Source organism: Candidatus Binatia bacterium, assembly GCA_026415395.1.
Classification (GTDB): domain Bacteria; phylum Desulfobacterota; class Binatia; order HRBIN30; family HRBIN30; genus HRBIN30.
The window spans coordinates 26,051-46,645 of the sequence record JAOAHD010000020.1 but is presented as its reverse complement, the minus strand read 5'-3'; the positions used below and the strand labels follow the sequence as shown (position 1 = coordinate 46,645).

21 protein-coding genes and 1 tRNA gene are annotated in these 20,595 nt (G+C 62.8%); 8 read left to right on the top strand and 14 right to left on the bottom strand.

Annotated features, from left to right (window positions below):
• Positions 1 to 529: 529 nt before the first annotated feature.
• The 10 genes from N3C12_14815 to N3C12_14770 all read right to left on the bottom strand — a co-directional run bounded on the left by N3C12_14815 (position 530) and on the right by N3C12_14770 (position 9,136).
• Positions 530 to 1,753 carry an acyl-CoA dehydrogenase family protein gene (locus N3C12_14815; GenBank protein ID MCX8073698.1) on the bottom strand — a complete coding sequence of 408 codons (1,224 nt, stop codon included), beginning with the start codon at positions 1,751 to 1,753 and terminating at the stop codon, positions 530 to 532.
• A gap of 83 nt (positions 1,754 to 1,836) precedes the next feature.
• Positions 1,837 to 2,907 (bottom strand): calcium/sodium antiporter, encoded by a 1,071-nt coding sequence (locus N3C12_14810; protein MCX8073697.1) that lies wholly within the window; start codon positions 2,905 to 2,907, stop codon positions 1,837 to 1,839.
• Positions 2,904 to 3,299 (bottom strand): monovalent cation/H(+) antiporter subunit G, encoded by a 396-nt coding sequence (gene mnhG / locus N3C12_14805; protein ID MCX8073696.1) that lies wholly within the window; start codon positions 3,297 to 3,299, stop codon positions 2,904 to 2,906. The genes N3C12_14810 and mnhG overlap by 4 nt, the downstream gene beginning before the upstream one ends.
• Positions 3,275 to 3,565, bottom strand: coding sequence for a monovalent cation/H+ antiporter complex subunit F (locus N3C12_14800; GenBank protein MCX8073695.1), 291 nt, complete (start codon positions 3,563 to 3,565; stop codon positions 3,275 to 3,277). The genes mnhG and N3C12_14800 overlap by 25 nt, the downstream gene beginning before the upstream one ends.
• On the bottom strand, positions 3,562 to 4,029 hold the full coding sequence (locus tag N3C12_14795; GenBank protein MCX8073694.1) for a Na+/H+ antiporter subunit E: 468 nt from the start codon (positions 4,027 to 4,029) through the stop codon (positions 3,562 to 3,564). The genes N3C12_14800 and N3C12_14795 overlap by 4 nt, the downstream gene beginning before the upstream one ends.
• Positions 4,026 to 5,507, bottom strand: a complete 1,482-nt coding sequence (locus N3C12_14790; protein ID MCX8073693.1) for a proton-conducting transporter membrane subunit — start codon at positions 5,505 to 5,507, stop codon at positions 4,026 to 4,028. The genes N3C12_14795 and N3C12_14790 overlap by 4 nt, the downstream gene beginning before the upstream one ends.
• Positions 5,508 to 5,534: 27 nt before the next feature.
• Positions 5,535 to 5,885 (bottom strand): NADH-quinone oxidoreductase subunit K, encoded by a 351-nt coding sequence (locus N3C12_14785; GenBank protein ID MCX8073692.1) that lies wholly within the window; start codon positions 5,883 to 5,885, stop codon positions 5,535 to 5,537.
• The gene (locus N3C12_14780) at positions 5,882 to 6,283 is read right to left on the bottom strand and encodes a Na(+)/H(+) antiporter subunit B (GenBank protein ID MCX8073691.1); all 402 of its coding nucleotides are present in this window, start codon (positions 6,281 to 6,283) and stop codon (positions 5,882 to 5,884) included. The genes N3C12_14785 and N3C12_14780 overlap by 4 nt, the downstream gene beginning before the upstream one ends.
• Positions 6,280 to 8,568 (bottom strand): proton-conducting transporter membrane subunit, encoded by a 2,289-nt coding sequence (locus N3C12_14775; GenBank protein MCX8073690.1) that lies wholly within the window; start codon positions 8,566 to 8,568, stop codon positions 6,280 to 6,282. Before N3C12_14775 ends, N3C12_14780 begins: the two co-directional genes overlap by 4 nt.
• 268 nt (positions 8,569 to 8,836) lie before the next feature.
• Entirely contained in the window at positions 8,837 to 9,136 is a 300-nt protein-coding gene (locus tag N3C12_14770) for a hypothetical protein (GenBank protein ID MCX8073689.1), read from the bottom strand.
• A gap of 144 nt (positions 9,137 to 9,280) precedes the next feature.
• On the opposite strand from N3C12_14770, the gene N3C12_14765 reads away from it, so the two are divergent.
• A tRNA-Met gene (locus tag N3C12_14765) sits at positions 9,281 to 9,354 on the top strand.
• 499 nt (positions 9,355 to 9,853) lie between these two features.
• Positions 9,854 to 11,347: a wax ester/triacylglycerol synthase family O-acyltransferase gene (locus tag N3C12_14760; protein ID MCX8073688.1), complete on the top strand. Its 1,494-nt coding sequence runs from the start codon at positions 9,854 to 9,856 to the stop codon at positions 11,345 to 11,347.
• Here N3C12_14760 and N3C12_14755 read toward each other — a convergent pair.
• Complete coding sequence (locus N3C12_14755) at positions 11,316 to 12,422, bottom strand: GIY-YIG nuclease family protein (protein ID MCX8073687.1); 1,107 nt, start codon at positions 12,420 to 12,422, stop codon at positions 11,316 to 11,318. The two genes, N3C12_14760 and N3C12_14755, sit on opposite strands and share 32 nt — an antisense overlap.
• 177 nt (positions 12,423 to 12,599) lie before the next feature.
• Here N3C12_14755 and N3C12_14750 point away from each other — a divergent pair, with 177 nt between their 5' ends.
• On the top strand, positions 12,600 to 12,926 hold the full coding sequence (locus N3C12_14750) for a cytochrome c (GenBank protein MCX8073686.1): 327 nt from the start codon (positions 12,600 to 12,602) through the stop codon (positions 12,924 to 12,926).
• A 227-nt stretch (positions 12,927 to 13,153) separates the two neighbouring features.
• On the opposite strand, the gene N3C12_14745 is transcribed toward N3C12_14750, so the two are convergent.
• Positions 13,154 to 14,518, bottom strand: coding sequence for an NAD-dependent succinate-semialdehyde dehydrogenase (locus N3C12_14745; protein MCX8073685.1), 1,365 nt, complete (start codon positions 14,516 to 14,518; stop codon positions 13,154 to 13,156).
• Positions 14,519 to 14,652: 134 nt separating this feature from the next.
• Positions 14,653 to 14,937 carry a hypothetical protein gene (locus N3C12_14740; protein MCX8073684.1) on the bottom strand — a complete coding sequence of 95 codons (285 nt, stop codon included), beginning with the start codon at positions 14,935 to 14,937 and terminating at the stop codon, positions 14,653 to 14,655.
• Positions 14,938 to 15,274: 337 nt separating this feature from the next.
• Here N3C12_14740 and N3C12_14735 point away from each other — a divergent pair, with 337 nt between their 5' ends.
• The 5 genes from N3C12_14735 to N3C12_14715 all read left to right on the top strand — a co-directional run bounded on the left by N3C12_14735 (position 15,275) and on the right by N3C12_14715 (position 18,951).
• Positions 15,275 to 16,246 (top strand): ABC transporter ATP-binding protein, encoded by a 972-nt coding sequence (locus N3C12_14735; GenBank protein ID MCX8073683.1) that lies wholly within the window; start codon positions 15,275 to 15,277, stop codon positions 16,244 to 16,246.
• Positions 16,243 to 17,232, top strand: coding sequence for a dipeptide ABC transporter ATP-binding protein (locus tag N3C12_14730; protein MCX8073682.1), 990 nt, complete (start codon positions 16,243 to 16,245; stop codon positions 17,230 to 17,232). Before N3C12_14735 ends, N3C12_14730 begins: the two co-directional genes overlap by 4 nt.
• A 157-nt stretch (positions 17,233 to 17,389) precedes the next feature.
• Positions 17,390 to 17,833, top strand: coding sequence for a polymer-forming cytoskeletal protein (locus N3C12_14725; GenBank protein MCX8073681.1), 444 nt, complete (start codon positions 17,390 to 17,392; stop codon positions 17,831 to 17,833).
• A gap of 82 nt (positions 17,834 to 17,915) precedes the next feature.
• Positions 17,916 to 18,626, top strand: coding sequence for a dienelactone hydrolase family protein (locus N3C12_14720; GenBank protein MCX8073680.1), 711 nt, complete (start codon positions 17,916 to 17,918; stop codon positions 18,624 to 18,626).
• Between the two features lie 10 nt (positions 18,627 to 18,636).
• Positions 18,637 to 18,951, top strand: coding sequence for a DUF3467 domain-containing protein (locus N3C12_14715; protein ID MCX8073679.1), 315 nt, complete (start codon positions 18,637 to 18,639; stop codon positions 18,949 to 18,951).
• A 26-nt stretch (positions 18,952 to 18,977) separates the two neighbouring features.
• Here N3C12_14715 and N3C12_14710 read toward each other — a convergent pair whose 3' ends face one another.
• On the bottom strand, positions 18,978 to 20,570 hold the full coding sequence (locus N3C12_14710) for an FGGY-family carbohydrate kinase (protein ID MCX8073678.1): 1,593 nt from the start codon (positions 20,568 to 20,570) through the stop codon (positions 18,978 to 18,980).
• Positions 20,571 to 20,595: the final 25 nt, after the last annotated feature.

Here is a 20,595-nt window from a genome sequence, read left to right as displayed (position 1 = left end):
AACACGTGGATTGGTGATGGTGCTGCCATCAGTGCCCGCGCCTGGCTGTCGTGCCACGGGCCACCAACGCCATCGTAGGGGCAGCCCTTGTGGCTGCCCTCGTTGCCCGCCACTACGCCGCTGTTGCCTTCTCCACGGCCGATACCCCCCACGGGCAGGCACAAAGCCCGCCCCTACAATTTTCTTTGCACTTGCCGTCGGCGCGGCACTCGCGGCAGCCCCTGTATGGCGCGGCGAAGGTGGTGAGCCCACCATACAGCTACCACCCGTCGTCAGTCATTCGTTCGCCGACCCATTAGCCACTGGTTAGCCGCAGGTAACGGAGCTGGCGCCGAGCGGTAGGGTTGTCGCATGATTCCGATGGCAATTGGGGCGCGGCTTTTTGTGGGGCAAGGAATGCCGTGCCCCTACGGTTGCTTCCGGCCGCCCGTGTGTTGGACCACGGGTGAGCGGGGGCCTCGTCGCTGGACTCTGATCCCATCACGGGCACAGCCGTCGGGCGCGCGGCGCAACCTAACGGTAGGCGCCCTTAATTGGCTGCGCCTTCGGCCGCAGCCTCGTCGGCGTATGCTTGCAAAATCCGGCGTGCCACGACCATTTTGTGCACTTCGTCCGGACCATCGTAAATCCGCGCCAGTCGCGCCTGCCGGTAAAAGTGGGAAAGCGGAAGATCGTCGCACACGCCAGCCGCTCCGAAGACCTGCACGGCCTTGTCCACCACGTTGTGCAACATCCGCGCACCGAAAAATTTGATCAGGGAAATTTCCTCGCGGGCGGCGTGTGCGCCTTCCGTGTCGATCTTCCACGCTGCATGCAATGTCATCAGGCGTGCTGCTTGGATCTCTGCGCGAGCCTCGGCAATCCAATCCTGGATGTTGGCCTTCCGTGCGAGCGTGCTGCCAAAAGCAAAGCGTTGGTTGGCGTAGCGGCACATCATGTCGAATGCCCGCTGCGCCATGCCGAGCCAGCGCATGCAGTGGTGGATGCGGCCCGGTCCGAGTCGTTCCTGAGCAATCACGAAGCCCATGCCCTCTTCGCCCAGGCGATTGGTCACCGGCACACGACAGTTCTCGTACCAAATTTCGGCATGGTGGTTGTCGTCTTCGCCGAGTACAGGCACGCCGCGGGCGATGCGGAAGCCGGGCGTGTCCGTGGGCACGATAATCATGCTGTAGCGGAGGTACGGGTTGTCGCGCTCCGGATTGGTGAGTGCCATCACAATCGCGAAAGCGGCCCCGTGGGCCCCGCTGGTAAACCACTTGTGTCCGTTGATGACGTACTCCTCGCCGTCGCGAACCGCGGTGGTGCGAAGCAAGCGCGGGTCGGAGCCCGCGACCTCTGGCTCGGTCATCGAGAAACAACTACGAATTTCACCGTCCACCAGTGGGCGCAGCCAACGCTCCTTTTGCTCCTCGGTGCCGAAACGCCACAGAATCTCGGCATTGCCCGAGTCGGGTGCTTGAGAGCCGCAAATCACAGGGGCCAAGGGTGAGCGTCCGAGAATTTCGTTCACGAACACGTATTGCATGAAGGGCAAGCCGGCACCTCCGGCTTCCTTGGGCAAGTGGAAAGCCCAGTATCCGCACTCTTTGGCCTTCCGTTGCGCGGCGCGAATCGCGGGCGGATACGGCGGCCCTCCTTCCTGCAGGACCCACCGCTCGCGCGACCTCTCCAGGGGGTACACATAGCTGTCCATGAATTTGTCCAGTTCGCGGCAAAGAGCTTGGGTTTCCTCGGGTACAGTAAAGTCCATGGCGCCGGTCTCCTTGGTTGGTGTCGCTCGATTTCGCATGCGCTGCCGCGCGGCGTGCGTCAACCCACCTATCCGCGATGGGCTTACAGGCTCGGCTGCGGCCTGCGAGCACGCCTGAGCTGCCGGGCGACACTGACCAGCAGCGTGACGAGGGTAAGCGGGATCACGAACACCAGCATCACGTTGCTGAACATCGGTAACGCATCGTGCTCCGCGGAGGCGAAGAGGAGGTAGGCCCAGTACGCCGCGCCGTGGCCCAGGAAGAGCCAGCCCTCCCATCGGGCAATGGTCTGGCCAGTGAAAAATACCGGCAAGCAGGCCACAGCAACCGCCACCATCACGGGGAAGTCGAAGTGCAAGGCTGCGGGAGCAACCGGCACGCCCTGCGGCGCAATCGAAGCCGCCGCGCCCAACACGAAGAACAAGTTGAACAAGTTGCTGCCGATGACGTTACCGACCGATAAATCGCGCTCTTTCTTGAAGGCGGCAACCACCGACGTGGCAAATTCTGGAGCCGAAGTGCCGCCGGCAACGATGGTAAGACCAATGACCAGCTCCGACACACCCAACCAGCGGGCGACTTCGGCAGCTCCGTGCACAAACCAGCGGGCGCCGACGACCAGCAATCCAACGCCGGCGACGATCAGGGCAACATTGTACGCTCTGCTCGGCTGAGTGCGAACCACCACCGGCTCGCTTTGGTCCGCAGTGGCACCCATGCGCACCGCCAACGCCGTGTAGGCCACGCCGAGAAGGAGCAAAAGGAATCCCTTGCTGCGCCCGATGTGCCCGTTCGTGGCAAACCACCATACCAGCAAAGACGTGAGAACGAGCAAGGGCACTTCGATGCGCACCAGTTGACGTGACACTGCCAAGGGCGCGACTGCTGCAGCAGCACCGAGGATGAAGAGCACGTTGAACACGTTGCTGCCCACCACGTTGCCAACAGCGATGTCGACTCGACCGCTCCATGCCGCCATCGTGCTCACCACCAACTCCGGTGCGCTCGTGCCCCAAGCGACAATTGTCAGCCCTACGAGCAACGGGCTCACCCCCAGGGCGCTGGCCAGCCGCGCGGCCCCGCGGACAAGCGCTTCGGCCCCGCCGAGGAGCAACGCGAGCCCCGCGACCATCAAGAGCGCCGCCACGTTCAGCGCACCTTCTGCCCGTCCAGGTTGCCAGTGCCAGCCGGCGAGCTGCGCAACAGGTCACCCGCGTCGGAATATTTCCCCCGCAACTCATCGCAGCACGAGCCCGCCCACAAAGGCACGCCGAGGCGGTAGGCAGCTCGGCCGATCATGTGGGCGGCCACCGGCGCAGTCAGTAGCAGGAACACAGCGGTGGCCACCGCGCGCACGGCAACCCCAACTTCCGGGGCCTGTAACGCGTAGGCAGCAAGCAAACAACCGCTGCCCAACGTAGCTGCTTTGGAGGTGCAAGACATGCGCAGATACACGTCCGGCATGCGAACGATGCCGATGCTCGCAACCAACATGAAGAACGTGCCTGCTAATAACAAAACTACGCTTGCCCATTCGACGACCATAGGCGGATCCCCCTTTCCACGTACCGCGCGAATGCCACCGTGGCGAGAAACGAGACGAGGGCGAGAACCGTCGCAACGTCGAACAGTGCGGCTTGCTGCCAAGCCAGCGCGGCGGCCGTAACGATGCCGACACCAATGGTGGTGAGTAGATCGAGCGCGACCACCCGATCCGGGAAGCTGGGTCCGAGGGCAAGCCGCACGACGGTGAGGAGAACAGCGACGGACAGCAACGGAAGAATTACCCACACGCACACGGCAGGAATCATTCCAGGACCTCCTTAACGTGCCGCTCAAGCACGGATTTGATTTCGGCGCGAAAAGTTACGGGGTCCGCAATGCGCATGCCATGCACGTAGAGAATCTGGCGGTCCGAGGAAACGTCGAGACTCAAGGTGCCCGGCGTCAGCGTGATCGCATTGGCAAGCATCGTGATTGCGGCGTCGCTTTGGACCTCGAGCGGCACAGCAACGATGCCCGGCCGCATGCGTTCGAGGGGGGCGAAGACGTGATAGGTGACACGCAAGTTCGCCAGCACGATTTCCCACAGAAATGCCAGGAGTGCCCGGAAGACACGTGGGATTCGCGCAAAGTACGTGCCCTCTCCGTGAGGGTGCGTTAGCCACAAGACCCCGTACGCAAGAAACCAACCGAACGTGAGATCGCTCAGCGACCATTGGCCGGTGAGCGCCACCCACAACACGGCGAGAAGTAAGTGCAACAAAGCCATCATCGTCCTCTGAGCACCGCTTCCAGGTATGCCTGACGGTCGAGCAGTTGTTCGGCCGCATTCTGCGCGATGGTGAACAAGGGCTCCGCAAAAACACCGAGGAGTCCGACCGCGCACGCCAGGCCGAATGTGGCCACGCGCATGGTCAGCGGCACCCTGCTCGACGCTTGCCCGCGCCCCGGTGCACTTTTCCAAAAAGCTTCCGCCCAAATTTTCGTCATCGAGAATAAGGTCAGCATGCTGACGGAAAGCGCGGCGCCGAGGCTCAGAAACGCCTTGCCCTCCAGCGCTGCAACTGCAAGTTGCAACTTGGCAAAAAAACCAGACAGTGGGGGCAGGCCGGCAAGGCCCATGGCGCCGACGAAACAGGCAGCGGCGAGTAGCGGATCGTCGCGGTAGCCGTTGCCGAGGTGGCGTAAGTCGGTGGTTTGGTACAGGCGTTCGAGCTCTCCGGCAACTAGGAACAACGCCGCTTTGGCAATGGAGACGTGCACGAAAAAGTAGATCGCACCTGTGAGTCCAGAGACACTGTACAATGCAAAACCGAGAACCAGGTAACCAATCTGGCTAACGATGTGAAAGGAAAGCAAACGCTTCATTTCCATTTGGGCGACCGCACCGAGGACGCCCGTCACCATGGTGAGACTAGCCACCACGAGCAGTGTGTTCCGGAGTGCTTCTGGAGGCTCGGGCAGCAGGAGGGTGCCGACGCGGATCATCGAATAAACGCCGACCTTCGTGAGCAGTGCGGAAAAGAGCGCTGTGATGGCCACAGGCGGCGTGTGGTACGACGCCGGGAGCCATCCGAACAGGGGAAACACGGCTGCTTTGATGCCGAAGCTCAAGAACAAGATCAGCACAGCCGCCACCCGCGGAAAGCTCAGCGGCGCATCCTGCATCCGCTGGGATAGATCGGCCAGGTTCAAGGTCCCCGTGGCACCGTACAGCAGGCCAACGCCGGTCAAAAAGAAGGCCGAAGCGATAAGATTCAGGGCGACATATTTGAGCCCACCTTCTAACTGCGAGCGCTCGGCACCGAGCGTGAGCAAGATGAAGGAAGCCATAAGCAAGACTTCGAACCACACGTACAGGTTAAAGAGATCGCCGGTGAGTACGGCACCGCTCACGCCCGCCAACAGCACAAGCAGCAGCGGGAAAAAGGCAAGTTGTTGGGTTTCCCTGGGAACCGACGCGATCGAGTACAGCGCGACCAGCCAAGCGATAAACGACATGTTCGCGAGGAGTACGCTGCTGAACGTATCGCCGACAAAGCTGATGCCGAACGGCGCCGGCCAGGCTGCCACCTGCAGCACCAACACATCCCCGGGCAAAACTGCCCGAAGCAGCCAAAGGCTGGCGAGCAGGTGGGCGGTCACGGCAGCGAGCGCCGCCCCGCGCTGGAACGGCAGCCGCGCCGGCAACGAAACGGCCGCTGCAACCAGTGGGATCAGAAGCGGCAAAACGAGCAAATGTCCTTGCACAGCGACGCCTCCGCTTGCTGCTCCTCGCTACTCCTCCGAGGTGCGTAAGGAATCGACGTCGTCGGTTTTGGCTGCCGCCGCCGTAAGCTTGATCAACACCACGGAAAAGGCGAGCACCCCGAAGCTGATCACAATCGCGGTGAGAATCAGCGCTTGCGGTACTGGGTCGGCCACTGCTCCATGAGGCGCGAGGCCGGTACCCTCCACGATAGGAGCGATCCGCCGCAAGCCGCTGGTGGAAAAAATGAGCAGGTTAGCTGCATGACCCAGCACGCCTAAGCCCAGCAGCAGTTTCACAATGCTGCGCCGGAGCATGAGGTAGAAAGCGCCTCCGTACAGGCAACCAATCGTCAGGGCGATCACCAGCTCCACCCTCACTCCTCCCAGAGAAGGAACAACATGTGGGTAACGATGCCCACCACTAATACGTAGACTCCAAGGTCGAACAGTAAGGGAGTGCCCACGGTACCCAGCACCGGCACCACACCCCACACCCCAGTGAGGTAAGGCTTCTGCCAAAACCACCCAACCAGCCCGCTCATGGCTGCGAGGGTCAGCCCAGCCGAAATGAGCGCAACGGGCGAAAACCCCACCATTAGGCGGGTGGCGACGATGCCGTGGGCAAGGGCGTGCAGGGCGAGCGCGCCCCCCGCCACTAACCCGCCGACGAACCCACCACCGGGCGCGTTGTGTCCGCGTAAAAGCAGGAAAACGGAGAACAGCAACATTAAAGGAAACAGTAGCCGCGTGGCCGTGAGGAGAATGAGCGACCTCATCGGTAACGCCCCCACATCGCCATCAGCGTGCCCACGCCCACGGCCGCAAGGCCGAGCACGGTAATTTCTCCTAGGGTGTCCAGGCTCCGAAAGTCCACCAAAATGACGTTCACGACATTGTGCCCGTGAGCGGCGGGCACACTGTTGGCAAGAAAAAACGGGGCGAGCACCGAAGGTGCAGGGTCGGCGAGCAACACCAGCACGACCAGGGCAACACCGCCGCCAACCGCCAGCGATAGCGCCGCATCACGGAGGCGCACGGCGGGGGTCGAGCGCGACTGGAAGCGCGGAAGCCGGTACAACACTAACACGAACAAGATCACCGTGAGGGTTTCGATCGCGAACTGAGTCATGGCGAGATCGGGCGCCCCAAAGATGAGAAAGAAGACACCGACAGCATACCCGGTCACGCCGAGTCCGGCGATTGCCGTGAGGCGCGAGGGAGTAAAGATAGTCGTGGCCAGACCAGCAATCATGGCAACGATGACCGCCGCTTCCGTCGGGAACAGCTTTTGCCACCGAAAGTGGAGATGGCCCCAGTCCGCAAGCACGGCTGCGAGGAGCACGGTGCAGACGGCGGTGACCAGAACCAGGGCTTGATATTGCCGGAGTTTGCCCGTCTGTAGGACGCCCGTTTGCCACGCGGCGAGCCGCGCAAGGCCAGCGAGGCTAGCGTCGTACACAGCCGCCGGACCGACGCCGACCAACGCCCGCCCCCTGCGAGCAACAGCACACCAGAGATTGCGGAGGAAGAAGGCCACTACGCCGAGCAGCACGGTCAGGAAGCTGAGAGCAAGGACGGGCGTCCAGCCGTGCCACAGTGCGAGCTTGAGCTCTAACGGGGAGCCTGCGATCTGCCCGGCCGCGTGTTCGAGCAAACGGGAAAACGCCGGCCACGGGATCAAGCTTGCTAGAATACTAGTAGCCGCCAACAGATAGGGGCCGAGAGCGAGCTCGACCTCTGGTCGATGCGGCGCGTGGCGCCCCGCAGGCGAACGAAAAAACAACGGCCGGACCACAGCAAAGCCGGCCACCGCGACCTGCAAAGCGCTGCAGAGAACGAGCAACGCGAGGGCTGGCGGCCGGGACGCGTGGAGAACCGCGTGATAAGCGAGTTCTTTGGCGATGAAGCCGAAAAAGGGCACCACCCCAGCCATGGACAACGCGAGCAACGAGGCAGCAAACGCAAGCGCAGGCCAGTGTTTCGCGAGACCACCTAGCTCGTCGATGTTCCGTGTGCCTGCCTCGTGATCCACAATGCCTGCGAAAAAGAATAAACCACCTTTGTAAAACGCATGCGCTACCAAAAACACCACACAGGCTGCGATCGCTTCCGTTGACCCGACGCCCAGCAGAAATACGAGAGTGCCGAGCGCGCTCACCGTGGAATAGGCTAGCAGGAGTTTCAGGTCGCGCTGCGGTAAAGCGGACAGGGCACCTAGAGCCATGGTGGCGCCGCCCACGGTGAGCAGTGCCGGTTGCCACAACCAGAAATCGTGAAACAGGGGATTCAAGCGCGCAAGCAGCACAACACCTGCTTTAACCATCGTTGCGGAATGCAAGTAGGCACTGACAGGCGTCGGTGCCGCCATGGCCGCGGGGAGCCAGTAGTGAAACGGGAATTGCGCGGATTTGGTAAAAGCGGCGAGAAAAATCACGAGGACGATGGGTAACGCCGATTGTGCGCCGTCAGCCCATCGCACTGGTTGCTGCAAGATGTCCGCCAGTTCCCACGTGCCGAAAGCACGCCACAGCAAAATGCAGGCAACCAGCAGTCCGAGTCCACCAACCCCAGTCGTGAGCAAGGCTTGCAGGGCTGATTTTCTCGCCTTTGCGTTTTCGTGCTCGAAGCCGATGAGAAGGTAAGAGAAAATGCTGGTGAGTTCCCAACACACGAAGAGCAGCAACAAGTTGCTGGCCAAAACCACGCCCAGCATCGCCGCCATGAAGCCCAGCAGGTACAGGTAGAAGCGGCCAAGGTGGGGGTGGTGACGCAGATACGCACCACCATAGAGGACGACCAAGGCACCGATGCCGGAAATCAACAACGTGAGCAGCAAGCTCCAGCCATCCACCAAAACCGACCACCGCAAGCCGTAGCGCGGCACCCAGTCGATGCTCGTTGCGACGTGCGCCGCATCCAGCGCAGCTGAAGCCGCCAGTGCGAACACGGCGATGGGGTACGCCAGTAACACCCGCGGGCCCCACTTGGTCCCTAGGCGCTGCACGCACCACGGCGCCAGTGCGGCCACCGCAAAACCCGTCAACACTGCTGCTGCGAGCACAAGCGCCGAGTCTCCCTTTCGAGGCGAGGAACGTTAGCCGGAGGGCTTTAGCGAAGTCCGCAAGCGTGTCGCCAGGGAGCGCGAGCACATGTGCTAGGCGAGCGGAGCCGCGCCTGGGTCTTGAGCAGAATCGGCGTCCGGGGAGCCACGCTCAAGCATGCCGAAGAGCATCGGGTGTGCGCTGCGAGACGCACAATGGCGTCAGCGCTCAGCGGTAGCTCCTGTTGTGGAGGGCTGCCTTGAATAGAATGCTGCTGACGCGAGCTAGTCAGGCCGCCCTGGCGAGCACACGGCGCGCCTGCGCAAGGGAGCCGCAGGCGCAGCGCGTGCACAATGAGGCCCGTCCGTGCGGCCAAGCCACTCCGTAAACGAGCTGCCGGCAGGAAGAGCAGCGCGCGCCCGGCCCAACGCGCCGCACCTCGTGTAAGGTCGGACCAACGCGTACGACGACACGCTCGCGATCGCGCAAAAACTTTTGCAACGCTTGGAGCAAAAGCTCGGAGTCATACGCAGTGCGCAACGGGAGCACGTAACCACCACCGCCAGCAAGGATCTGCGCCACAACCATTTCTGCACCTCCTCGAAGCGAGGGCGGTTGGACGAACTTCCTCAACATGGATTCGAAGTGTGAGCAGAAATTAGCGGCCTCGTGCTGAAGGACGATGCGTTGACTTGCTTGGTGGTACCCGCTAGGTAGCTCGACTCGTCACGACGCGGGGTGGAGCAGTCTGGTAGCTCGTCGGGCTCATAACCCGAAGGTCGGAGGTTCAAATCCTCCCCCCGCCACTTTCGAAGTCGGCGCGCAGCAAGGGCCCTAGGTGCCCGAGCTGCGCTCACCTGCCGCAACTGTCGGAGTGTCCGCTGCTCGCCGAGTAGGCTTACCAGCAGGGCGGCTGCCGAAGGGGCAGCGCAGGTGGTGGGGGCATCTCGCAGGCGGCGCCTTGTCCTCCTCCTCGCCTCCCTTCCCCCGGGAAGCGTGGGAGCCCGAGCGGACGCCTTGGTTGGCGAGGAACCTCGAACGCTCAGTTCGGAGGCATGTCGGCCGAGTCAGAGCGAGGGCAAGAGTGTCCCGCTGCATGGTGAGCAATTCTGGCGGGTGTATGTTTCCCGTTTTTCCTCGCCCCCAAGAGCCGCGTCGCCGCGGCGAGGACAGGGCGCGCTTCTCAACCACGAGAAGGCCCAAGATGCTTCTCTGGCAGCAGCATTGCTGCTCGTGCTTGGCAGGAAGATTGCGTTGGCTTTGCTGGCTCGCTTTGTCCACTTAACCTCCGGGAGGCACACCACGATGGCCAGGGAATTTTACGAGCGCTTGAGCGCCATGGATCGATTCTTCCTCGAGATTGAGGACCGCAACGTCCATATGCACGTCGGTGCCGCGGCAATTTTCGAAGGGGGCATGTTGCTCGGGTCCGACGGCGCCCTGGATTTCCCGCGCATCCTGCGGTTGGCGGAGCGCGTCGTCGCTGAGGTGCCAAGGTTGCGGCAAAAGATACACATCGTTCCAGGCTTCGATCACCCGGTCTGGCAAGACGACAACCGCTTCAACATCCACTATCACGTGCGGCACACGGCCTTGCCGCATCCGGGAGACGAACGCCAGCTCAAGCGCTTGGTTGGGCGCATTCTTTCGCAACAGCTCGACCGCGGAAAACCCCTTTGGGAGATGTGGTTTGTCGAGGGTTTATCCGGCAAACGTTTTGCTGCTGTGAGCAAGGTGCACCACTGCATGATCGATGGGCTGGCGGGCGTGAGCCTAATGGAGCGCTTGCTGAGCCCGGAGGCGCGAGCAGAAGCGGGCGCGCCGAAACCGTGGCGCCCGCGACCTGTGCCGCCCGACTGGAAATTGCTCTTGGACGAGGCCTCATACCGGCTGGGTTTGATGGAAGAGGCCCTGGGCGCGTTGCGTTCAGCAGCAAGGCACCCACTCGAGACCTTGCGGCGCGGCGTGCGGCTAGCCGGCGGTATTGCCGAGGCGCTCGCGCGCGGGTTCCAACCAGCCACGCTGACGCCACTGAATCGCCCCATCGGACCGCACCGCCGTTTCGATTGGACCAGGCTTGACCTGGGGCAGGTGCGCGCCATCGGCCAACGTCTCGGTGCTACGGTAAATGACGTTGCCCTCACGCTCACCGCAGGTGCGGTTCGCATGCTGCTCCAGCGTCGCGGGGTGGATGTCGGTGTTGTCCGCTTCCGCACGCTCGTGCCGGTGAGTGTGCGTGCGGAGCAGGAGAAAGGTGCGCTGGGCAATCGCGTGTCGCTGCTGGTCATAGATTTGCCAGTCAGCGAGTCCGACCCCGTCCGCCGCTTGCAGCGCGTCCACCAGGAAACCTCACGGCTGAAGGCCTCCGCCCAGGCCCAAGGTGCCGCTGCCTTAGAGGCGCTGAGCGACCGCACGGTGACCTCGTTATTTGTCACGTTCGCGCGCCTGGCTGCCACGACGCATTCGTACAACATGATCGTGACCAACGTTCCTGGTCCGCAGCGCCCGCTGTACCTGTTGGGCTCGCGGATGCGGGAGATTTACCCGGTCGTCCCTCTGTTCGCGGATCAAGCGTTGAATGTCGCATTGATGAGTTATGATGGCGGCTTGTTCTGGGGCTTTAATGCAGACTGGGACTCTCTCCCGGACTTGCATGACCTCGTGGATGCGATCGAGCGGGAGCACCGAGCCCTGCTCGCGCGGGTGGGCCGGCGCACAGCGAGTACTCGAGCGACCAGCAAACGAGGCGCCACGCTGCCACCGAGGGCTACGGTGCCGCGACAAGCACCGGCGAAGTAAAGAGGCGAGCGGCACGCGCGCTTACGTCGTCCCACACCGCCTGTTCCGTGCGCCTGGCCAGCGGCACACTCCACTCTCGGCCCTCGGGCGTGCGAAGCCAACGGTAAATGATCCACCGGCGATCCAGGTCCTCCTGGCGGACGAACGACACTTCACGGGGCGCCGCGGCGGACAATGCCTCCCAGGTGCGGCGGAAGGCGGCGTGTAACTCGTTCCGCGGGACCTCGGTGCGGGAAGCGACATCCCCGTCGCAAATCGCCCACAACGCAAGGCTGTCAGGCGCCACCCCCGGTTGGATGACCAGCGCGTTGTCGCCCCGCCGCATGGCAAGGTGCAGGAGGCGTTGGGCGCTCCGCACGCGTACCTCGCGCTCCCAAAGTCGCTGCGCTCGTTCGAAAGCCAATGCTTCGCTCAACTCTGTTCTCCGTTGTTCCCATTCCCGGAGCGCGTGAGAGGAGCCAGTGAGGGTTCGCACCGCGCGGAGAAGGGCTCTTCCGTACTCCCCAGGAGAGACGTTCCCTTGGCAAGGAGCGAGGCAAGTGCGGAGGCGGTAGCGCCAGCAGCCTTTTCCTTGCACCGCATCAGGTAACGGATCCCCACACGTGCGCAGCCCGAAGGCGTCGTTGATCTGCTCGAGTGCAGCACGCATGCGGCTGCGAGCGGCAAACGGCCCGAGGAACACATGCCCCTCGGCAGTTTCATTGGTGAGGACGAGCCTCGGGAAGGGCAAACGAAAGTCGATTGCCACGTAGGCATACCGCTCCGGGTGGCGCATCCGGCGGTTGAAGCGCGGGCGGAGCTGCTGGACGAGTTCCAACTCGCGCAGCATCGCAGCGAAGTCGGAACCCGTGAGCTCGTAGTGCACCGTTGCCGCAAAGAGCTTCACCATTGTCGCTTTGCGCCGCTCGTTGTGTCTTGCGGTAAAGTAGCTTTGCAGCCGGCGCCGCAGGTTTTTGCTTTTGCCGACGTACAGCGAAGCTCCCGTGCCGTCGCGGAACTCGTACACCCCAGCTTGCTGGGGCACAGCGGCAAAGCGCGGCGCGTGGTCGGCAAGTACTAGCGTGTGCCTCTGCATCCGCGTCGACCCTCCCGCTCACCACCGGTCCCGCTTGTGCCAACCCTGGGGAACAAATGCAACCAGGTTCGCGGCCACGTGTGCCCCCGGCACTCGCCTCTCGCAACTCGTTCCGGCCGGAAGCGATTGACTGTTGTGACGCGTTCTGGCTTGCTAAGGCAGACTGGAGGTTCGCGCATGGAATTGTGGACGCGGTGGTTCCTATGGACGGCACTTTCGTTAGCAGCCAGCGGGGCGCTCGCTCTTGATGGGGAGGCGCTGTACAAGGAGAAATGTGCCAAGTGCCATGGGGAAACCGGCAAGGGCGACACGCCGACGGGAAAGTCGATGAAGGTCCCCTCCATGGTGGGTGACCCGAAGGTGCAGGAGGCCTCCGCCGAGGAACTCATGAAGAACATCCGTGTCAACAAGAAACATAAGGAGCCGGTGAAAAAAATGAGCGACGAAGAGCTGCAAGCCGTGATCCCCGTAATCAAGCGGCTTGCCGGGGCGAGTGGATCCTGACGAATGCACGCCCTCGCGCAGACCGCCGTTGGATTGGACTGCGCCTCCAACGGCGTGCATTTCGCGCTTCCCTGTGGGGCTCCGGCGGGCCGACGCTCGGCTTAGGCTTTGTGGGCGGTCAGGTGGTGGAGTCGCCCTGGTATTTGTGCGCCTCCTCGGCTGTGTGCTCGTCTTACTCTTCGACCCCCCCGGCTGCGGAGGCAATTTGCGCGCGTTCAGGGGCGTGCTCAACGCATCACCACAGACTTGATGTTGGTGAATTCGCGTAAGCCATAGATGCCGAGCTCCCGCCCATAGCCGGAAGCCTTCACGCCGCCAAACGGTAGCCGCGGGTCGGAGTGTACGACATCATTGACATGCACCGCGCCAGCGTCGATCTGCTCGGCGAGCGCCTCGCCGCGGCGGCGATTGCGGGTCCAAATCGCTGCCCCGAGGCCGTAGCGGCTGGCGTTTGCGAGTTGGACGGCATGTGCAGCATCGCGGGCGACGACAACCGCCGCCACTGGTCCAAACGTTTCCTCGTCGAACACGGGCATGCCAGGCCGGACGCCGGTCAAAACCGTGGGCGCATAAAAGAACCCCTTTCCCTCCAACCGCTTGCCCCCGCACTCGAGCTTGGCCCCTAAGCGTAAGGATTCTTCCACCTGGCGGTGCAGGGTTTCCACCAGGTCGGCGCGAGCAAGCGGGCCCACACGGGTGTTTTCATCCATGGGGTCGCCAACCTTCATTTCTGTCATCGCCCGAACGAATAGGGGGACAAAGCGGCGATAGATCGAGCGTTCGACAATGATGCGCTTGGCGGCAATGCAACTTTGCCCGGAATTGATGGTCCGCGCTTCCGCGGCTGCCTGCGCGGCGCGTTCGAGGTCTGCATCCGCCAGCACAATCAAGGCATCGGAGCCACCAAGTTCGAGCACGCACTTCTTGATGTGCTGGCCGGCTACCGCGGCAACCGCTTGGCCCGCTCGTTCGCTGCCGGTTAGCGTTACCGCCGCCACTCGCGGGTCAGCGATGAGCTCTCCAACCCGCTCGTTGCCGGCCAATATGACTTGAAACACCCCCGCCGGAGCTCGCCCAGCACGCCACAGCCGCTCGATCGCGAGCGCGGCCAGGGAAACGTTCGCTGCGTGTTTGAGAACGATCACGTTGCCCGCCACCACTGCCCCCGCCGCAAAGCGGAACACCTGCCAAAATGGGAAGTTCCACGGCATGATCGCGAGAACCACGCCCAAAGGGTCGAAGCGCACATAACTCTTGTGCGCTTCGGTGCTCACCACCTCGGGTTGCAAGAAGCGTGGCCCGTGTTCGGCGTAGTACTCGCAAGCCCAGGCACATTTCTCGATTTCGGCGCGCGCTTGGGTAATGGGCTTGCCCATTTCTTGCGTCACCAGCCGTGCCAACTGCTCGCGCTGGCGGCGCAATTCCGCACCAACCCGCCCAACCAGCGCGGCGCGATTGCGGATGGGCTCGGTACGCCAACTGCCTGCTGCCTTGTGGGCGCGCGCAAGGATTCGCTCGAGTTCAGCCGGCGAGTGAGGCTCAAAGGAGCGCAACACTTCGCCCGTGGTCGGGTTGACAGACACCAGTGGCATGGCGTGCTACTTAGCCTGCGTTTGGCGAGCACCGCCAGGCCACTTGTACGGGCTCCAAGTGGTACCCGAGCTCGGAGCAGCGTGAGTGGCGCAGGGGCTGCCCTGCACGAAGTTGCGGACGCAACACCGGGGCTTTACGCCGCCCCGGCCGGGAGCCGCCACACGCACTGCTCGCAACAATGCTCACCCGCGGCACGCAATGAGCACCACCGCACCGAACGCACCACAATGCCATGGCGGTGCTGCTCGAGGACGTCTACCCGGGCACGCTCCTTGTGCACTGGGCAGGGAAGGTTCATGACGAATCGACGATCCGGCGCAACCTCCGTATCCCGCATGAGGTAAAACGCCACCAGCATGAGACCCATGACGACGGTGGTGAGGATGGCAACGAGAACTCCCGAGTCGATTGCGGTCATGACCAGCACCTCCGTGGTTGGACTCCGGGATGCAGCGAGTGTGCCCCGCGATGTCCATTGCGGAGATCATGCTTCTGAGCCCCATCCTCGCGAAAATAGGAAGCGTAAAGCGCCGCTTTGGGCAGACATGGGAACCCGCCCAAGCGGGTTGATGGAAAAAATCTCTCCTGTGCAGCGCCAGGGAAATTGCTGGGTCGGTGCTGGCCTGCACTGTTTCTGATTTGCCGGGTTTTCTCCTGCGGTGTGGCAGCGGTGCGCGGGTGCGGCTCTTCGTTTGCAGTGCTGGGCACGACCGGTTTCGCTTTCGCGCTGCGGGAGGTGTTGCTAGAGAGGCCACGTGCCATTGCTCGAAGTGCGCGACCTGCGGGTGACCTTCTTTACGCCCCGCGGAGAGGTGCGAGCGGTCGATGGGGTGAGCTTTACCATCGACGAAGGGGAAACGTTTGGCCTCGTAGGGGAGTCTGGCTGTGGGAAAACCGTGACCGCATTGAGTTTACTCAGGCTCCTCGACGGTAATGGCCGGATCGTGGGAGGGGAGATTGCCTTTAACGGCCGCGATTTGCTCGCGCTGGAAGAGGAGGAGATGCGCTCGTTGCGTGGTGACCAAATCGCCATGATTTTCCAGGAACCCATGACGGCCCTGAACCCGGTGTTCACCGTTGGTTTCCAAATTGGCGAAGTGCTGGAGATCCATCGCGGAATGAGCCGAAAGGAGGCACGGGCGCAGGCAATCGAGATGCTTCGCCTGGTGGAAATCCCCGAGCCGGAACGGCGCGTGGACGCTTACCCGCATCAGTTGAGCGGGGGAATGCGCCAGCGGGTGATGATTGCCATGGCACTTGTCTGTCGGCCACGGTTGCTCATTGCCGACGAGCCTACCACGGCGCTCGATGTCACGATTCAAGCGCAAATTCTCGACCTGCTGGCACACCTGCAGGAGCAATTCGGCATGGCGGTGCTCTTCGTCACCCACGACTTGGGCATTGTGGCCGAGCGCGCTCGGCGCGTTGCCGTAATGTACGCTGGGCGCATCGTTGAGCAGGCACCCACTGCAGAATTGTTTCGCCGGCCCCTGCATCCGTACACGCGCGGCCTCCTGCGTTCCATTCCACGGTTGGGTGAGCGTGGCCGTCGGTTGGAGGCCATACCGGGCACCGTGCCGAACCCTTTGGCGTTGCCTTCAGGGTGCCGCTTCCGCGATCGCTGTGCCTATGCTGTGGCCCAGTGCGCGGAGATCGACCCACTGCTGGCAGCGGTGAGCGAGTCACACCGCGTGGCGTGTATTCGCGCGGAGGAGTTCCTGCGGTGAAGGCGCCTGCCGAGAACACGCCACCGCTTTTAGAAGCGCGCGGCTTGGTGAAGCACTTTCCAGTTCGGCGTGCCTGGGGCCCCGCGCGAGAGTTCGTCCACGCAGTCGATGGAGTCGATCTGTTCGTGCGTCCGGGGGAAACCCTGGGTGTGGCTGGCGAGTCTGGCTGCGGGAAGTCGACGCTCGGTCGTTTGCTGCTCCGTTTGCTCGAACCGACTGCAGGAGAGCTCTTCTTTCAGGGCGAGAACTTGCTTGCGCTGCGCGGCCGGGAGTTGCGCCGTCGGCGCCGCTTTATGCAAATCGTTTTTCAGGATCCGTACGGTTCGCTGAATCCGCGCATGCGGGTGGGGGACATCGTCGGCGAGGGTTTGGACATCCATGGCCTGGCGAGGGGCCGCGAGCGAAAGGAGCGCGTGCTCGCGCTGCTCGAGCGGGTCGGGCTTCCGCGCGATGCTTACGACCGGTACCCGCACGAATTCAGCGGCGGACAACGCCAGCGCATCGGCATCGCGCGTGCGCTGGCGGTAGAGCCGCGTTTTATCGTGGCTGACGAGCCAGTGTCAGCGCTCGACGTTTCCATCCAGGCCCAGATCGTGAACCTCTTGCAAGACCTGCAAGAGGAGCGCGGGCTTGCGTACCTGTTCATCACGCACGACTTGCGGTTGGTGGAGCATATTAGCCACCGGGTGGCCATCATGTACCTCGGGCAAATCGTCGAGCTCGCACCAGCGGAGGAGCTGTATCGCAATCCACGGCACCCATACACGCGCGCGTTGCTGTCGGCGGTTCCCGAGCCCGATCCGGAGCGGCGCCGTGAGCGGATCGTTTTGCCGGGTGACGTGCCGAGTCCGATCGCGCCCCCGCCCGGATGTCGCTTCCACCCACGTTGTCCGTTTGCCGAGGCACGCTGCCGCGTGGAAGCACCTGCGCTCACCGCCAACGCTGACGGCCACGCTGTCGCCTGCCACGTCTTCCCACCACCGTAGTCTGACACAACGTGCTCAGTTGTACTCCCCCGCCCTGCCCGCGCTTGTCTTCCTTCGCGACGGTGCTCTCGGCGCGATTGGGCGCTTGCCTTTGTTGTATGATCGGTTTGCACCGCATGAGGGGAGTGGGTAAGAGGCAAACGAGAGGGGATTGAGCGTGGCATTTTGGAACCGCGAGAGCGACGACGGAAAAGCAGTTCCACCGACCCAGGTAGGCCGCGCCGAGTCGAGCTCGCCAGCGGCGGCCGAACCGACGGCGAGCCCCGTGGCCCATCAACCGGCCGTTCGTCAATTGCTCGGGCGGGAAACCACGGTGACCGGAAAGCTGAGCTTCAACGCACCGACGCGCATTGACGGCGTGCTCAACGGTGAGGTGCGTGCCAGCGATTTGCTGGTGATTGGCGAAGAGGGCAAGGTAGACGGCGCTGTCCGAGCACGGCAACTGCTCGTCTTAGGTGAGGTGCGTGGAGAAGTGTTCGTAGAAGGGCGCACAGAAATCGGGGCGAGTGGCCGAGTGTTCGGTACCATTCGCAGCAAAGATCTCGTGGTGCAGCCCGGTGCGGTGCTGGAAGGCGATTGTAAAATCGGCCAGTCGAGCTAGCAGCCGACGGGCGTGAGACCCCGACCCCTGCGGGCGGGATTGGACTCCGCGTTGCCGCCTTCGTTGTTGAGGTAGGGATCACATGAAGGAACGGGACCTGCGCGTTCCCGTGGGAGCAGGCGACACGGTCGGCGCTACGGCCGCGCTTCCGGATGTCATCGAGGTTCCGCTGGGGGTGCTGCTCGCCCATGGTGCGGGGAATGACCGCTTTGCTCCGCTGCTGGCCGGCGTGCAGCACGGGCTAGCGCGACGCGGTGTTTTGTGTGTAACCTTCAACTTCCTTTACAAAGAGCAAGGGCGCCGCGTGCCCGATCCGCTGCCGGTGCTCGTGCGCACTTATGCTCAGGCGCTCGCCTTCGTGCGCGGTCTGTTTTGCAACGAGGTTGAGGGTTGGGCGATCGGCGGAAAATCCTTGGGTGGCCGGGTTGCATCGCACCTGGCGGCAGACGGTGAAGCGGCCGAGGGGCTCGTACTCTTGGGATATCCCTTGCATCCCGCTGGAAAACCGGAGCAACTCCGGGTCGAACATCTCAGGCAAATCAGGATTCCGATGTTGTTTATTCAAGGCACGCGCGATTCTCTCTGTGACCTTGCGATTCTTCGATCTGTACTCCGAGCGTTGCAAGGCCAGCAGCAACGGCCGGTGGAGCTCGTAGTCATTGAGGGCGGCGACCATTCCTTCGTGGTCCCGCGCGCGCTTGGCGAGACGCAGGAAGAAGTATACGAGAGCATCGTGCTGCACATCCTCGCATGGCTTAAGAAGATTGCTGCAGGCAGGCGCAACAAACCATAGGGAGACGGCGATGAGCGAAGAGAAAAAATCCGCCCCAGTGACCGAGCAAATCCAGATTCAAATCGATCCGGAGCATGCTAGCGGGGTGTACTCGAACCTCATGATGATCAGCCACCGGAAAGAAGAGTTCATCTTGGACTTTCTGTTCGTGCAGCCGCAGCGCACCCCGCAGGGACAAATGTTGGCGAATCTCCGCGCGCGGGTGATTACCTCGCCGGAGCACATGAAGCGCATCCTCAAGGCAATCGAGGAGAATTTGGCGCGTTACGAGGCGGCATACGGGCCCATTCAGGCTGCAACGGATATCCCCCGGGTTACCCATTGAATGGGTCGCCGGGTGGGTGACCGACTCTAGCCGTTGCCTCTATCGCCCGGCCGATTCAGCCGGCGGTACAATGGGCGCAAACGGCGATACAGGTAGAGGAACTCTTGGAAGAGTTCCTCGTAGATGGTGCGGTGGGCTGGCTCCGGCAGAAACTCGCGCTCGACCGGGATGCGTTGCTCCATCTCTTCGGGTGAGAGAATTCCGAGAGTGGCGAAGGCAGCAAACGCTGCGCCCACCGCGTTAGCCACGCGTGGATGTGCGGGCCGCACGATGCGGCAGTCGAGTACATCCGCAAAAATTTGGCACCACAAGTCCGAGCTTGCCGCGCCACCAATGAAGCGTAAGTCCACAAAGCGCTGGCCAACGAACCGTTCCACGTGCATGCGGAGCCAACGCATGTTGAAGGCCACACCCTCCATCACCGCACGCACGTAGTGGGCGCGCGTGGTGCGGTGCGTTTGATTCACAAAGGCGCTGCGCGTGCGCGCGTCGTCGGCTGGCACCAGCACGCCGTTGATCCAAGGAGTGAACAGGAGCTTCTCGCTCCCTGGGGGCACCGAGGCGGCGAGTCCATTGAGGTACGCGTACGGGTTGTCGAGCGGTGCCACACTAGGATCGCTGCTCGGCAGGAGCACGTTGTCTTTGAACACCTCGAGACAGCGCCCCGCCATGCCCTGCTCGGCAGTGACCACATATCGCCCCGCGAGAGCCGCCGGCATGGTGGTGAGCATATGGCGCAAGTCGCTCCGCTTCCACGGCACGTGGCAGCTCATCCACGCCGTGGTGCCGACGTAAAAGTAGCCGACGAAGTCCCGCACCGAGCCAGCGCCGATGGCAGCTGACTGCCCATCGCAGGATCCCATGACCACGACCGTGTCCCGCCGGAGGCCGAGCAGGTCGGCAACCTCGGGGAGGAGCGGTCCGAGCACCGAGTTGACCGGCCGCAGCTCTGGGAGTTTACCCTCATCCACTCCTGCCCAGGCCAAAAGGCGCGGGTGATAAAAAATCCGGTTCGGGTCGCGGTTATCGGTAAGCCAGTAGGGGAACATGGTGCCAAAGGAAGCAGCCACGCGGCCGGTCAGGCGCGCATTGAGGTAATCCATCGGCTCCACGAATTTGTAAGCCGCGCGATAAATTTCAGGTTTTGCATGCTTGAAGAACAGGAGGTGGCCCAGCCCGTCCACTCCGCTGCGCGCCGGTGCGCCGCCGGTCAGGCGAATCCAGGTGAACAGTTTGTGCGCGGCGTAGCCGGAAATCTCCGGCCAGCCGCGCACGATCTCGCGCACAAATGGAGCGCCACGGGAATCCATCCACGAGATGGCGGGCGCGAGCGGCAAGCCGCACTGGTCGACCGGTACCGTCACCGCCCACTGCGTCGTACAGGCCACCGCCACGACGTTGTCCGCCAAATCGCTGCCTTCCCGCACCGTGGCTTGCGCCCCTTGGGCAACCCTGGCCCACCACTCCTCGGGATCTTGTTCCGCACCGCCTCCTGGAAGGAAGCGCGTGGTGATGGGCAAGGTTTGCACGCCGACTACTTCTCCGCGGGTGGACACCAGCGCGGTTTTCACTGCGCTCGTGCCCATGTCTATGGCCAGTACCCACGGGTCGGTTCGCACAGACTTTCCTCCTTCATTCAGCACG